The sequence below is a fragment of the Thioclava sp. PTB-PU3-1 genome, assembly GCF_055666785.1.
The window spans coordinates 20,480-33,157 of record NZ_JBVNVL010000003.1; the positions used below are offsets into that span (position 1 = coordinate 20,480).

Genomic DNA, 12,678 nt, shown 5'->3' on the forward strand with positions numbered 1-12,678 from the left:
CCGTGACACCAAAACCCCGGACCAGATGGCTCATTCTCATCCTGATCGGCCTGATCGCAGCGGGCGCAATTGCCGCGCTGCTTTGGCCGCAGCCGCAGACCGTCGATATGGGCGAGGTCACGCGCGGCCCGATGAAGCTCGTGATCGAGGATGATGGCCGGACCCGCGTGAGCGAAAGCTATACGGTCTCGACCCCGGTCAGCGGCAGGCTGCAGCGGCTAGATATCCATGTCGGCGATCATGTCGTCGCGAATGAGACGGTCGTCGCCCGGATGCGCCCCGCCCTGCCCGCCGTTCTGGATGCCCGCAGCCGGGCGCAGGCAGAGGCCGCGCTGGCCGAGGCCCAAGCCGCGCTGAGTGCGGCCGAGGGCGATTACCGCGCCGCCGTCGCGATGCGCGAACAGGCCGACAGCGATCTCGCGCGGTCGCAACGGCTCGCGCTCTCCGGCACGATCAGCCAGTCGAAACTGGACCGCGATCAGATCAATGCCGACTACGCCGCCGCGCAGGAAGCCGCAGCGAAAGCCGCCATCGCGATGCGCGAAGCCGCGCTGGCCTCCGCAAAATCCGTGCTGCAGAATGACGCCGCCGCGAACAACAGCGACGGGGTCGAGCCGATCCCGCTTTATGCGCCCGCGACCGGAACGGTGCTGCAAATTCTGCAGGAGAACGAGACCGTGCTCTCCGCGGGCTCCCCGATCATGGAGATCGGCGACATCTCGGAGGGGCTCGAGGTGGTGGCCGATCTTCTCTCGCGCGATGCGGTGCGCGTGCGCCTCGGCGATCCGGTGGAGATCACCGATTGGGGCGGGCCGGATGTGCTCGAGGGCAAGGTGGTCCGCATCGATCCATCGGGCACGACGAAGGTCTCCGCCTTGGGCGTCGAGGAGCAACGCGTTGGCGTGGTCATCGCCTTTACCGGCGACGCCGCACAGCGGGCCGGCCTGGGCCACGGCTTCCAGGTGACCGCCCGGATCGTGGTCTGGCAGAACCCCGACGCGCTGCGCGTGCCGTCGAGCGCGCTGTTCCGGCGCGGCACCGGCTGGGCCGTCTTCAAGGTCGAGGACGGGCGCGCGCGGGAAGTGAACGTGAAAATCGGGACGGACAATGGCACCTATGCCGAGCTTCAGGACGGCCTCAGCGAGGGCGACAAGGTCGTACTCTATCCGGTCGAGACGCTGGAAGACGGCTCGCCGGTGGAGGCCCGATCCGGCGGTTGAGCTGCGCCTCACGCCCCGCCCCTCCCACCTCGCGAGGAATCACGAAGCCGCGCAAAAAGCACACCAACCGATCAAAGTGGCTTGGGGTGACGCCCAAAAAACCATCACTTGAGAGTTTTTTGCGCCCAAATGCCATGCGAGCCGCAATCGAGGCGGCTTTTGCCCCCTCTCCACCTTTGGAAACGCACCAAGGTCATGCCCGAATGAACCTGCAGGGCGCTTAGGGTTCCGTTGCCGACAAGGCAGGTCTGGTCCGAGAAGTGCCACCCACGCGGCAAATTCCGTGCGGGCACACGGCGGGCCAAAATCCCGGGAGATTACTGCGCAGGTCTGACCCGCGCCTCATCTCTTGTTCCGCCAGCGGGTCGGCCTCTACGCCATACAAAGGCGGGACGCATGCCAACGGGGAAGACCATGACCAGAACGAAATTCCTGTCCGCCACGGCCCTCAGCTTGGGCGTTCTCGCCGCCTCTCTCTCGCCCGCGATGGCCGAGCAGAAAACCGATTTCAAACTCGCATGGTCGATCTATGCCGGCTGGATGCCCTGGGGCTATCTGGACAGCTCGGGGATCATGGACAAATGGGCCGAGAAATACGGCATCACCGTCGATATCGTTCAGATCAACGACTACGTGGAATCGATCAACCAATACACCGCGGGCGGCTTCGATGGCGTCTCCGCGACGAACATGGACACGCTCTCGATCCCGTCGGGCGGCGGCGTCGACACGACCGCGCTGATCGTCGGCGACTATTCCGACGGCAATGACGCGATCATCTCGAAGAAAGCGACCTCGATCGAGGAGCTGAAGGACACCAAGGTGAACCTCGTCGAGCTGTCGGTCTCGCATTACCTGCTGGCGCGCGCGCTCGATAAAGCCGGGCTGGCCGAGAAGGATCTGGCCGGCGTGGTGAACACCTCCGACGCCGACATGATCGCCGCCTTCGCGACCCCCGAGGTCGAGACCGTCGTGACGTGGAACCCGTTGGTGTCGGAAATCCTCGACACCAACCCGGATGCGAACAAGCTGTTCGACAGCTCGCAGATCCCGGGTGAGATCCTCGATCTGATGGTGGTGAATACCGAGACGCTCAAGGACAATCCCGATTTCGGCAAGGCCGTGGTCGGCGCCTGGTATGAGGTCATGTCGAAGATGGCCGCAGGCGACGAAGAGGCCCTGACCGCGATGGCCGAAGCCGCCGGCACCGATCTGGAAGGCTACAAGGCCCAGCTCGCCGCGACGGCGATGTTCTACGATCCGGCCAAGGCGGTCGAGCAGGCCTCGAGCGCCGAGATGCCCGAGACCATGACGACGGTCGCGAACTTCCTGTTCGACAAGGGCATCCTTGGCGTCGATGCGCCTTCGGCCGATTTCGTGGGCGTCGAATATCCCGACGGCTCGGTGACGGGCGACGAAGCCAACGTGAAGCTGCGCTTCGATACGACCTACATGCAGATGGCGGCCGACGGCGCGCTTTGATCTGACTTGCCCGGCCTTCGGGCCGGGCCCTTTTCCGCCAATTGCCGAAAGCGCCCATGCGTCTGCTCAACCGACATCCGACCCGGCCCACCGGCATCCTGCTGGCCGCGCTGCCCTTCGTGGCGGTGCTGATCGCCTATTGGATCGGCTCGGAAATCCGGCTTGCGGCGAACCCGCAAGACAAGCTTCTGCCCGCGCCCGAGACCATCATGAACACCGCCGGGCGGCTGTTCACCGAACCGAACAAGCGTACCGGCGAGATCCTCCTCTGGGCCGATACCTTCGCGAGCCTGCGGCGTCTGGCCTTCGGTGTCGGCATCGGGGCACTGATCTCGCTGACGGTCGGGGTGGGGATCGGGTTGCTGCCTTACGTGCGACGCGGATTGTCGAGCTTCGTCGCGGTGCTCTCGATGGTGCCGCCGCTGGCGCTGCTGCCGATCCTCTTCATCGTTTTCGGGTTGGGTGAGACCTCGAAAATCGTGCTGATCGTCATCGGCATCACGCCCTTCCTGATCCGCGATCTCTCGCAGCGGGTGCTCGACATTCCACACGAGGAGATCGTGAAGGCGCAGACGCTGGGCGCCTCCACATGGGTCATCGCGCTGCGTGTGGTGCTGCCGCAAATCCTGCCGCGCCTGATCGCGGCCATCCGCCTGTCACTCGGCGCGGCTTGGCTGTTCCTGATCGCCGCAGAAGCCGTCGCGGCCGAGGTCGGCCTTGGCTACCGCATCTTCCTCGTCCGGCGTTACCTCGCGATGGATATCATCCTGACCTACGTCATCTGGATCACGCTGCTGGCCTTCCTGATCGACTTCGCGCTCAAGACGCTCTCGCGCAAAGCCTTCCCGTGGCTGGGAGGTGGGCTATGAGCTTCGTCACCGTCCGCGATGTCTTCCAGGAATACGACGGCCGCCCGATCATCGAACGCGTCAATCTCGACGTGGCCGAGGGCGAGTTCGTCTCGATTGTCGGCGCATCCGGCTGCGGCAAATCCACCTTCCTGCGGCTGCTCTTGGCCGATGAGACACCCACCCGCGGACGCATCACCGTCGATGGCGGTCGGCCCGCGCGCGAACCGGGCCGCGAGCGCGGCGTGGTGTTTCAGAAATACTCGGTCTTCCCGCATATGACCGTGCGCGACAACATCGTCGCCGCCGAGAGTTTCCCGAACGGCTGGGGCTGGTTTCGTGGCGCGAAACTGCGCGAGGCCCGGGCGCGCGCCGATGAGGTTCTCGAGCGGATTGGGCTCGCGCATGTGGCGAAGAACTACCCCTCGACGCTGTCGGGCGGGATGCAGCAACGCCTCGCCATCGGACAGGCGCTGCACGCGCGGCCCCGCATCCTGCTGCTCGACGAGCCCTTCGGCGCGCTCGACCCGGGCACGCGACTTTCGATGCACGAATTTCTGACGCAGCTGCGCGCTGAGACCAGCATGACCGTCTTCATGGTGACCCATGATCTGGGCGAGGGCTTCAAACTGGGCGACCGCGTTCTCGTGTTCGACAAGACCCGCTGGGATCCGGATTATCCCGAACGCTACGGTGCGACGATCACCTATGATTTCGACGCCCGCGATCACGGCATTCCGTATCAGCACATCCTCGACAAGATCCCCTCTCTGGCCGCGCAAAGCGACCCTGCACCCGCGCCGGACTGAGATCAAAGTTTCACCGCGCGCGCCGCTGGGCCCCGCGCGCGGGCCGCCGCCAAGGTCCAGACAGCCTGCCCCGATCCGGGGCTTCGATAGATTGGAGACAGAGATGTTCCATGATCTGCCAGGCGGGCGATCGCGCCCGCACCACCCGCAAGCAGCCATCGCGGCGCATGCCCTGCGCGAGCGCCGCCAGCACCACCCGGACCTGACCAAGCTCGCCGGCTGGAAGGCGATGCGCAAAGAGGCGGAACTCCCCGAGGGCCGCTGGGATGAGGAACGCCGCTGGGCGCTGCGCATGGGTCTGACCGGCGCGGACAGCATCGAGGACAAGTCGATCCCGACCTTCGCACGCGGCGAGCTGCCCCATTACGCGGGCATCAACACTTTCCTGAAGGCGCCCTATGCCGAGGACGTGCTGGAGGTCTCGCACTACGACGCGACCGTGCTGGGCATCCCCTTCGACGGCGGCACCACCTATCGCGCGGGCACCCGCTTCGGGCCGCAGGGCGTGCGCAAGATCTCCGCGCTCTACACGCCGTACAACTACGAAATCGGCGTCGACCTGCGCGAGCAGATGACGCTCTGCGATGCGGGCGACGTGTTCACCATCCCGGCGAATATCGAGAAGAGCTTCGACCAGATCAGCCGCGCGGTCAGCCACGTCTTCTCCTCGGGCTCGCTCCCGATCATGATCGGGGGCGACCACTCGATCGGCTTCCCTTGTGTGCGCGGTATCGCGGAATGCACCTCGAAGAAGATCGGCATCGTCCATTTCGACCGCCATGCCGACATTCAGGAAAAAGACCTCGACGAGCGGATGCACACCACGCCGTGGTTCCACTCGACCAACCTGCCCAACGTGCCCGCGAAGAACCTCGTGCAGATCGGCATCGGCGGCTGGCAGGTCCCGCGCGAGGCGGTGAAGGTCGCGCGCGAGCGTGAGACCAACATCATCACCATGGGCGACATGGAGAAGATGGGCATCGACAAGACGATCGAGATGGCGCTGGAGATGGCGTGGGACGGGGTCGACATGGTCTACATGTCCTTCGATATCGACTCCATCGACTGCGGCTTCGTGCCCGGCACCGGCTGGCCCGAACCGGGCGGCTTCCTGCCCCGCGAGGCGCTGGCGCTGGCCTCCGGCATCGCCGCCGAAGGCATCTGCGGGATGGAACTGGTCGAGGTCGCGCCGCCCTATGACGTGTCCGACATCACCGCGCTTATGGGCACGCGGGTGATCGTGGACGTGCTGGGCTCGCTGGTCGCCAATGGCAAGCTGGGCGCGCATCGCAAGCATATCGACAAGCCCGTCTCGCTGCCGCATGGCGAATTCGAGGGCAAGCGCTGGTCGAATTCCGAACCGCATAAGGTGGGCTGAGCCATGCCGCATGATCACGCCCCCCACGGGCACCATCACCACCACGATCACGGGCACAGCCACGGGCATTCCCATGACCACGCGCATCACGGGCATGGTCACAACCACGCCCATGGCGAGCATCTGCACAGCCACATGCATCATGAGGACGAGGCGGCGGACCTGCAGGTTCTGGCCACCCAGTTCATCGACGGCTTCATGCAGGCTTCCGACAAGACGAGCTATCTCAAGCTCGCGGGCGTCCCCTTCGAGCGTCCTTCGTCCACGGGGCCGAAATCGCTGAAACTCGTGGATGTGGAGCTCAAAACCGAATGGCAGGTGGGCACCGCCTCGCCCTCCTTCGGTTCGCGCGAACTGTCCTACCTTCCGTTCCCGGGCGAGATGGTCCGCGAACGCACCAACATGTCGCTGATCTACGTATCGATGGACGAGAAATCCGTGCTCGACATCCGCGACTTCCTGACTCAACGCAAGAAAGAGATCGACCAATGAAGACCAGCTTCGCAACGCTTCTGGGCGCAACGCTCGCCAGCCCGGCCCTCGCGCATTCCGGCACGCAATTCCATACCCACGGTGTCGAGCCGATGCTGATCGTCGGCGTCGCCGCCCTCGCGGTCTATGGTATCGTCGAATTCGTCAGATCGCGCCGCTGATTTTTCGAAACGACCTTACAAGGCGCCCCGACGGGCGCCTTGTTCACTCCGGCTCCCCGAGCCCCGCGAGCTTGCGCATATGCCAGGCCAGCGCCTGATTTGAGCTGAGCACCGGCATCCCGAGCTCCGCTTTCAGCTCCGGCAAAATCCGCCGCGTACGCAGGTTGGTGCAGGACAGGAAAATCCCGTCCAGCTTGGCCTGCCCCGCTAGGCTCCGCGCGGCTTCCGCGATCGAAGCCGGGTCGATCCGCGCCACCCGCGCCTCGACCTCCTCACCGAAAGACAGCGTCGCGGGGACGGTGATCCCCGCGGCGACAAAGGCCGCCCGCAAAGGCTCCGCGACCGAGGCGACATAGGGCGAGACGATGCCCACCCGCTCCATCCCCAGATCGGAAATCGCAGCCAGCGCGGCGCTCAGCGGATCGGTCACATGCCGCGTCGTGACGCCCGCCATGACATTCGCCCGCACCTCATCCGGCCCGATCAGCGCCGCGCCCGAGGTGCAGCCATAGCCCACCACGTCGAACTTCGCCGCAGGCGGCAGAAGCGCCGCCGCCCCGCTCAAAGCGCGCTCCATCTCGGCGATGCTCGACGGGGTCAGGTCATCGCCCGAATGGACGCGCGTGACATGCATCCGCGCGTCGCCCGGCAGGATGTAGCGGCGGAATTCGTCCTCGATAGTCTCGTCCACGCGCAGAACGATCAGCCCCATCGTGGGCGTGGCGTCGTCGCGAAGACGATAGGGGAAATCAGCCATCAGCTCAGCTCCGGCAGGGTTTCGGGGGCGCGCGGCGACAGCAACTCCGCCCCGGTCGCGCGCAGGACGATGTTTTCCTCATGGACCAACAGGCGGCGCGGACCCTGCGCAGTCTCGACCCACGCACCGGGTTCCAGCGTCAGCACCATGCCCTCGCGCAGCTCCGTGTCGTCGCGCGGGGTGAAGGAGGGCCATTCCGTCAGCGTGATCCCCAGCCCGTGGCCCAGACGCCCACCACCCGCCGCGACACCGCGCGCCGCGAGCCCCTCGACCACCAGACGATGCGCATCATGCGCCCGCATCCCGGGGCGCAGGTCGGCCTTCACCGCCTCGGTCACTTCCCAGAGCGCGGCATGGGTGCGCCGCACCGGAACGGACACCGGGCCAACGGAGAAATTGCGATCGAAGTCGCAGAAATACCCGTCGCGCACCGCGCCGGTATCCAGCATCAGCACATCGCCCGTCTGCAGCGGCTCGGGCCCGGCGGGCGAGATCACATCGTCATAGCCCGACGGCCCTGCCGCCCCGGCGACATAGCTGACCCAGTCCGCCCCCTCCTCCAGAAGCGCGGACTGGAAGGCGCGGAAAATCCCGTCGAGCGGACGCCCCGGCCCCGCGAATTCCGGCACCCGCGCGAAGGCACGGCCCGCGATGGCGCATGCCGTGCGGATCTTCTCGATCTCCGCCGCGCTCTTGATCTCGCGCACCCGCTGGATCGCGGCGGTGCCGTCGATGAAACGCCGCGGCGCGATACGCTCCCCGAGCCGCGCGTAATCCGCGAGCGGCATCCGCAGATGCGTCTCCAACCCCATCGGCACCCCGATCCGCGCGCTCTCGGGCAGCAGCTCGCAGAGCGTCTCGGCAAGCAGGCTCACGCCGTCATCCGTCGGATCGGGCGCCTCCCAAGTGCGGACCTGCGCCATCCATGTGCGGCCCATCAGTTCCGCCCCGATGGAGGGGATCACCGCGACCGGCGCCCCGCTGGCCGGAACGATCACGAACCACGGGCGCGCCGGGCTTTCCCAGAACCGGGTCAGGAAGCCCGTGACGTAGAAGATATCCGCAGCCGAGGTCAGGAACAGCGCATCCAGCCCCCGTTCGCTCATCTCGGCCTGTAGGCGGCCGACGCGGGCGCGAAACTCCTCCGCCGGGAAGATGAGCGAGCGCTCAGCCATTCTCCGGGCCTTCGCTGAGGATCGCCAGCACGCGCGCTTCGGGGCCCAGCGACAGTCCGGCAAGCAGAGCCGCCAGCCCTGCCCCGCCCGAAGGCGTCGTGGCCAGCCCGTGCGCTGCGAGGATATCGACGCCGGACTGCGCCTCGGCTTCGGTAATCGTGGCGAAGCGATCCGCGTCGCGCGACAGACCCGCCAGCGCCACCATCGAAGGCGTCTTGCAATCGAGCCGCCCCATTGCCGAGACCGGCCCTTCCGTGCTCACCAGATGGCCTGCGCGAATGCTCTCGATCAGCGCGGGCGCCGCATCGGGTTCGACCACGATGATCTCAGGCCCGTCGCCCCAAGCCAGCCGCGCATGGGCCGCGACGGCTGCCGCGAGCCCCCCCACCCCGGCCTGCAAAAGAATATGCGTCGGCGGCGCGTCGATCTGCGCGACGGCCTCGGCGGCAAGCTGGGTGTAGCCCTCCATCACCCGCAGCGGCAGGTCGACATAGCCCTCCCACGAGCTGTCCGACAGAAGCGTCCAGCCATTCTCCGCGGCGGCTGTCTCGGCGGCCTCCATGCTAGCTTGATACTCCGCGCCAGCCCGCACGACCTCGGCCCCGCATGCCTCCAACCGCGCGGCGAAGGCGGCGGGCACGGTCTCGGCGAGATAGATGACCGCGCGGGCGCCGAAAATCCGCGCGCCCGCCGCGACCGAGAGGCCGTGGTTGCCTGCACTGGCCGCGACATAGGTCTCACCGGAGAGGGCCGTTTGCAGGTCACCACCCTCGGCCCGCGCCGCCGCTTCCCGCGCGATCGCATGGACCGCGCCCAGCGCCTTGAAGCTGCCCAGCCCCATGCGCTCGCGCTCGTCCTTGATCCAGACCTCGCCGACCCCGGCGCGCTCCGCAATCTCGGGCGACTCGCGCAGCGGGGTTTCGCGATGTGCCGGACATTGGGCAAGCAGGCGGGCCACGCCCGAGGCATCCGCGATGGGCTGGATGCCCTCCGGATCGAGCCCGTCACCGCGCGAGGGATTGTCTATGATGATCGGCATTTCGGACCCTCGCTGCGATGGAAGCAGGCCCATAAGGCAACGAGACGTCCGCGCACGCAATGACCTTTTCAGACAGGCCATTGCGCGACACCGTGAGGCGCGTCAGTCGGCCTCTTTCACCGCCGAGAGGAATTGCTGCGTACGCTCTTTCTGCGGGTTGCCGAACAGATCCTCGGGGGCGCCCTGCTCTTCGATCTTACCGTCGAAGAAGAAGCAGACCCGGTCCGAGATGTCCTTCGCGAAGCCCATCTGGTGCGTCACCATCAGCATCGTCAGATTGTGCTTCTCCACGAGCGACCGGATCACGTTGGTCACCTCGCCGATCACCTCCGGGTCGAGCGCGGAGGTCACCTCGTCGAACAGCATCACCTTGGGGCGCATCGCCAGCGCGCGCGCGATCGCGACGCGCTGCTGCTGACCGCCGGAAAGCCGCGAGGGGTGTTGGTCGCGCTTGTCGGACATGCCCACAAGCTCCAGCAGTTCCTCGGCCCGCTCACGCGCCTCGGCCTTCTTCATGCCCAGCACCTGCACGGGGCCTTCCATGCAATTCTCCAGCGCGGTCATATGCGGGAAGAGGTTGAAATGCTGGAAGCACATGCCGATCTGACTGCGGGCCTTGCGCAGATATTTGCGGTCCGCGGGCACCAACTTGCCGTTTTTCTCCATATGAGTCAGCGGCTTGCCGTCCACGTAGATCACGCCCTCGTTGATCGTCTCGAGCGTCATCAGCATCCGCAGCACGGTCGTCTTGCCCGAGCCGGAGGGGCCGATGATCGTGACCATTTCCCCCTCGGCCACGTCGAGATCGAGCTGGTCGAGCACCACCAGATCGCCATAGCGCTTGGTGACTTTCAGGAACCGCACCATCGGCACATTGTCGCCCGTCAGTTCGAGCGGATAGTTCGAAAGGTCTTCCATCATTTCAATCCGAGTTTACGCCGCACGCGATCCTCGAAGACGCGGATCAGGGCAGCGGTGGGAAGCGAGATGGCGAGGAAGATGATCCCCACCAGCGTATAGGGTTCGAGATAGCGATAGCTCGACGAGCCGATCGCATTCGCGGTGTGCATCAGTTCTGCCACCCCGATCACCGAGAGCATCGGCGTATCCTTGAAGATCCCCACGAGGTAATTGCCCATCCCCGCCAGCGCGGGCGGAATGGCCTGCGGGATCACGATGCGCCAATAGGTATCGCGGGTCGACATGTTGAGCGCGGTGCAGGCCTCCCATTGGCCTTTCGGCACCGCGTCGAGACCGCCGCGATAGACCTCCGACAGATAGGCCGAATAGTGCAGCCCGATCGCGATCATGCCCGCCGTCCACGGCCCCAGCTTCAGACCGAATTGCGGGCCGACGTAATAGACGAAGAAGATCTGCAGGATCAGAGGCGTCGAGCGGATGAACTCGATGAATTCGCGCACGACCTTGGTCAGCACCCAGTAGGGCGTGCGTTGGGCCAGCGCGAAGACCATGCCCAGCACCACCGCGATGGCATAGCCGAAGCCCGCTGCCATCAGCGTATTGAGCGTCGCATGCATCAGCTTGGGCAGAATTTCCCAGGTGAATTCCCAGTTCCAGTTGAACCCCATGGATCAGGCCCTCCCCAGCTTGCGCCGCATGACCAGCTCCAGCCAGCGCATGAACGGCGTCACGATGAAGCGCGCGAAGACGTAGTAGACGATCAGCGCCGTCCCGAAGGTCTGCGCCGACAGGAAGGTGGAGCCGTTGATCTGCTTCGCCTCGAACATCAGGTCCGACACGGAGATCAGCGCAACCAGCGCGGTGTTCTTCAGCAGTTCGATCAGCAGGTTGCCCCAAGGCGGCAGCATGTTGACGAAAGCCTGCGGCAGGATGATCCGCCACATCCGCCTCATCGGGCTCATCGACAGCGCATAGGCCGCCTCCCATTGCCCCTTCGGCACGGACTGGATGCCACCGCGCACCAGCTCGGCGCCGTAGGCCCCGAGGTTCATCCCCACCGCGACGAAACCCGCGGTGAATTTCGGCAGCGTCAGTCCGAACAACGGCAGCACGAAGAAAATCCAGTACAGCTGGACCAGCAGTGAGGTGCCGCGGAAAATTTCGATATAGACGACGGCGATGCCCCGGATCAGCCCGTTGCGCGAAAGCTTCATAAGCCCGGCAATAAGCGCGATGACGATCGCCAGAGCGGAGGCCAGGAAGAACTGCCCCGCCGTCACGAGCGTGCCGTCCCAGAAGCGCGGCCCGTATTCTTTCAAAAATTCTATGTAACTCATTCCCGTCCCGCCCCGGCGGTGAATGTCAAAATGGACGGGCCATGCGCTGGCCCGTCCATGTCTTCAGCAGCTGCGCTTAGCGCATCTCGCAGACTTCTGCGGCGGTCTTGTCGCCCGGCAGGTTGCCTTTCGAGTAGCCGTACTCGCCGACCGCTTTCATCATCGCGTCCGAACCGAGATACTTCTTCTGAGCTTCGTTAAACTTGTCGACGAAGTCCTGATCCGCCTTGCGGAAGCCGATGCCGACCCAGTTCTGGGTCCATTCGGGAAGCTGGCTCACGTCCGACACTTCAACCGAACCGTCCGATTGCTTGGCGAGGTTCTGCGCGGTGAAGTAGGTCACGCCACCTGCATCCGCACGACCCGCTTTCACGGCGGCGAGGATTTCGGTCGGACCCGGCACGGTCATGACATTGCTGTCTTCGATGCCGCCCTTGGCTGCGGATTCCACCTGGTTGTAGCCCGCACCCGTCACGAAGGTCGCGCCAGCCTTGGCGACCTGCTCGTAGTTGTTCAGGTCCTTCGGGTTGCCCTTCGGCACGATGAACGCATCGCCCACCTTCGCCATCGGCTCCGAGAACGCGACGTTCTGGCAGCGCGAGTTGAGGATGTAGAGACCGCCCGTGACCATGTCGAAGCGGTTCGCGTTGAGGCCCGGGATCAGCCCGCCCCAATCGGTCACGACGGGGGTGATGTTGTCATAGCCCATCTCGTGGAGCACACCCAGAACATAGGCGTTCACGAAGCCCAGCGGCTTGTTGTCTTCGCCCGGATAGGCCCACGGAACTTCGTTCGCAAAGCCGATGCGGATCGGCTCGCCCGAGTTGATACGGTCCATCAGGGGTCCGGCCAGTGCGGCGGTGGCGCTCATCGCGAGGCCCATACCGGCAGCGGCGACAGATTTCCAAATCGATTTCATGCGTCTCTCCTGTTGGCTCTTGTTAACGGAAAGCCGAAAGCCTTCCGCGCTTGATGTACACAACACCTATGAGATTCCGGGGAGTGTCAAGCAGATCACATTGATTATACAGGGTTGCCAGACAGATATCGTGTGCTCGA

The 12,678-nt window shown here is 65.2% G+C and carries 14 protein-coding genes and 1 riboswitch; of the genes, 7 read left to right on the forward strand and 7 right to left on the reverse strand.

Annotated elements, in window-relative coordinates; all coding sequences use genetic code 11:
* The first annotated feature begins 2 nt into the window (after positions 1–2).
* The 7 genes from ACZ7GB_RS09790 to ACZ7GB_RS09820 all read left to right on the forward strand — a co-directional run bounded on the left by ACZ7GB_RS09790 (position 3) and on the right by ACZ7GB_RS09820 (position 6,390).
* Entirely contained in the window at positions 3–1,220 is a 1,218-nt protein-coding gene (locus ACZ7GB_RS09790) for an efflux RND transporter periplasmic adaptor subunit (protein ID WP_083079335.1), read from the forward strand.
* Between the two features lie 209 nt (positions 1,221–1,429).
* Positions 1,430–1,538: riboswitch (guanidine-I (ykkC/yxkD leader) on the forward strand.
* 96 nt (positions 1,539–1,634) lie between these two features.
* Entirely contained in the window at positions 1,635–2,702 is a 1,068-nt protein-coding gene (locus ACZ7GB_RS09795; protein WP_472158498.1) for a putative urea ABC transporter substrate-binding protein, read from the forward strand.
* A gap of 56 nt (positions 2,703–2,758) precedes the next feature.
* Positions 2,759–3,571: an ABC transporter permease gene (locus tag ACZ7GB_RS09800; protein ID WP_078522763.1), complete on the forward strand. Its 813-nt coding sequence runs from the start codon at positions 2,759–2,761 to the stop codon at positions 3,569–3,571.
* A complete protein-coding gene (locus ACZ7GB_RS09805; RefSeq protein WP_472158500.1) occupies positions 3,568–4,359 on the forward strand; it encodes an ABC transporter ATP-binding protein in 792 nt (263 codons plus the stop codon). Before ACZ7GB_RS09800 ends, ACZ7GB_RS09805 begins: the two co-directional genes overlap by 4 nt.
* A gap of 103 nt (positions 4,360–4,462) precedes the next feature.
* Positions 4,463–5,737 (forward strand): agmatinase family protein, encoded by a 1,275-nt coding sequence (locus tag ACZ7GB_RS09810; RefSeq protein WP_146673635.1) that lies wholly within the window; start codon positions 4,463–4,465, stop codon positions 5,735–5,737.
* Positions 5,738–5,740: 3 nt separating this feature from the next.
* On the forward strand, positions 5,741–6,229 hold the full coding sequence (locus tag ACZ7GB_RS09815) for a hypothetical protein (RefSeq protein ID WP_078551097.1): 489 nt from the start codon (positions 5,741–5,743) through the stop codon (positions 6,227–6,229).
* The gene (locus ACZ7GB_RS09820) at positions 6,226–6,390 is read left to right on the forward strand and encodes a peptidase M23 (RefSeq protein ID WP_143595195.1); all 165 of its coding nucleotides are present in this window, start codon (positions 6,226–6,228) and stop codon (positions 6,388–6,390) included. The genes ACZ7GB_RS09815 and ACZ7GB_RS09820 overlap by 4 nt, the downstream gene beginning before the upstream one ends.
* 43 nt (positions 6,391–6,433) lie before the next feature.
* Here the strand turns inward: ACZ7GB_RS09820 and ACZ7GB_RS09825 are convergent, their stop codons facing one another.
* The 7 genes from ACZ7GB_RS09825 to ehuB all read right to left on the reverse strand — a co-directional run bounded on the left by ACZ7GB_RS09825 (position 6,434) and on the right by ehuB (position 12,538).
* The gene (locus ACZ7GB_RS09825; RefSeq protein WP_472158502.1) at positions 6,434–7,147 is read right to left on the reverse strand and encodes a maleate cis-trans isomerase family protein; all 714 of its coding nucleotides are present in this window, start codon (positions 7,145–7,147) and stop codon (positions 6,434–6,436) included.
* Complete coding sequence (locus ACZ7GB_RS09830) at positions 7,147–8,322, reverse strand: M24 family metallopeptidase (RefSeq protein WP_472158503.1); 1,176 nt, start codon at positions 8,320–8,322, stop codon at positions 7,147–7,149. Before ACZ7GB_RS09830 ends, ACZ7GB_RS09825 begins: the two co-directional genes overlap by 1 nt.
* The gene (locus tag ACZ7GB_RS09835; RefSeq protein ID WP_472158505.1) at positions 8,315–9,361 is read right to left on the reverse strand and encodes a pyridoxal-phosphate dependent enzyme; all 1,047 of its coding nucleotides are present in this window, start codon (positions 9,359–9,361) and stop codon (positions 8,315–8,317) included. The genes ACZ7GB_RS09830 and ACZ7GB_RS09835 overlap by 8 nt, the downstream gene beginning before the upstream one ends.
* A 102-nt stretch (positions 9,362–9,463) precedes the next feature.
* Positions 9,464–10,279, reverse strand: coding sequence for an ectoine/hydroxyectoine ABC transporter ATP-binding protein EhuA (ehuA, locus tag ACZ7GB_RS09840; protein WP_078522757.1), 816 nt, complete (start codon positions 10,277–10,279; stop codon positions 9,464–9,466).
* Positions 10,279–10,950 carry an ectoine/hydroxyectoine ABC transporter permease subunit EhuD gene (gene ehuD / locus ACZ7GB_RS09845; RefSeq protein WP_078541419.1) on the reverse strand — a complete coding sequence of 224 codons (672 nt, stop codon included), beginning with the start codon at positions 10,948–10,950 and terminating at the stop codon, positions 10,279–10,281. Before ehuD ends, ehuA begins: the two co-directional genes overlap by 1 nt.
* A 3-nt stretch (positions 10,951–10,953) precedes the next feature.
* Complete coding sequence (ehuC, locus tag ACZ7GB_RS09850; RefSeq protein ID WP_472158506.1) at positions 10,954–11,619, reverse strand: ectoine/hydroxyectoine ABC transporter permease subunit EhuC; 666 nt, start codon at positions 11,617–11,619, stop codon at positions 10,954–10,956.
* Positions 11,620–11,695: 76 nt separating this feature from the next.
* On the reverse strand, positions 11,696–12,538 hold the full coding sequence (ehuB, locus tag ACZ7GB_RS09855) for an ectoine/hydroxyectoine ABC transporter substrate-binding protein EhuB (RefSeq protein WP_078551091.1): 843 nt from the start codon (positions 12,536–12,538) through the stop codon (positions 11,696–11,698).
* Positions 12,539–12,678: the final 140 nt, after the last annotated feature.

Excerpts from the sequence above, each read along its gene's own strand:
- ACZ7GB_RS09820 (WP_143595195.1), top strand. The coding sequence starts at position 6,226 with ATGAAGACCAGCTTCGCAACGCTTCTGGGCGCAACGCTCGCCAGCCCG.
- ACZ7GB_RS09800 (WP_078522763.1), top strand. The coding sequence starts at position 2,759 with ATGCGTCTGCTCAACCGACATCCGACCCGGCCCACCGGCATCCTGCTG.
- ehuA (WP_078522757.1), bottom strand. The coding sequence starts at position 10,279 with ATGGAAGACCTTTCGAACTATCCGCTCGAACTGACGGGCGACAATGTG.
- ehuD (WP_078541419.1), bottom strand. The coding sequence starts at position 10,950 with ATGGGGTTCAACTGGAACTGGGAATTCACCTGGGAAATTCTGCCCAAG.
- ACZ7GB_RS09830 (WP_472158503.1), bottom strand. The coding sequence starts at position 8,322 with ATGGCTGAGCGCTCGCTCATCTTCCCGGCGGAGGAGTTTCGCGCCCGC.
- ehuC (WP_472158506.1), bottom strand. The coding sequence starts at position 11,619 with ATGAGTTACATAGAATTTTTGAAAGAATACGGGCCGCGCTTCTGGGAC.
- ACZ7GB_RS09825 (WP_472158502.1), bottom strand. The coding sequence starts at position 7,147 with ATGGCTGATTTCCCCTATCGTCTTCGCGACGACGCCACGCCCACGATG.
- ACZ7GB_RS09835 (WP_472158505.1), bottom strand. The coding sequence starts at position 9,361 with ATGCCGATCATCATAGACAATCCCTCGCGCGGTGACGGGCTCGATCCG.
- ACZ7GB_RS09805 (WP_472158500.1), top strand. The coding sequence starts at position 3,568 with ATGAGCTTCGTCACCGTCCGCGATGTCTTCCAGGAATACGACGGCCGC.
- ACZ7GB_RS09810 (WP_146673635.1), top strand. The coding sequence starts at position 4,463 with ATGTTCCATGATCTGCCAGGCGGGCGATCGCGCCCGCACCACCCGCAA.
- ehuB (WP_078551091.1), bottom strand. The coding sequence starts at position 12,538 with ATGAAATCGATTTGGAAATCTGTCGCCGCTGCCGGTATGGGCCTCGCG.
- ACZ7GB_RS09795 (WP_472158498.1), top strand. The coding sequence starts at position 1,635 with ATGACCAGAACGAAATTCCTGTCCGCCACGGCCCTCAGCTTGGGCGTT.
- ACZ7GB_RS09815 (WP_078551097.1), top strand. The coding sequence starts at position 5,741 with ATGCCGCATGATCACGCCCCCCACGGGCACCATCACCACCACGATCAC.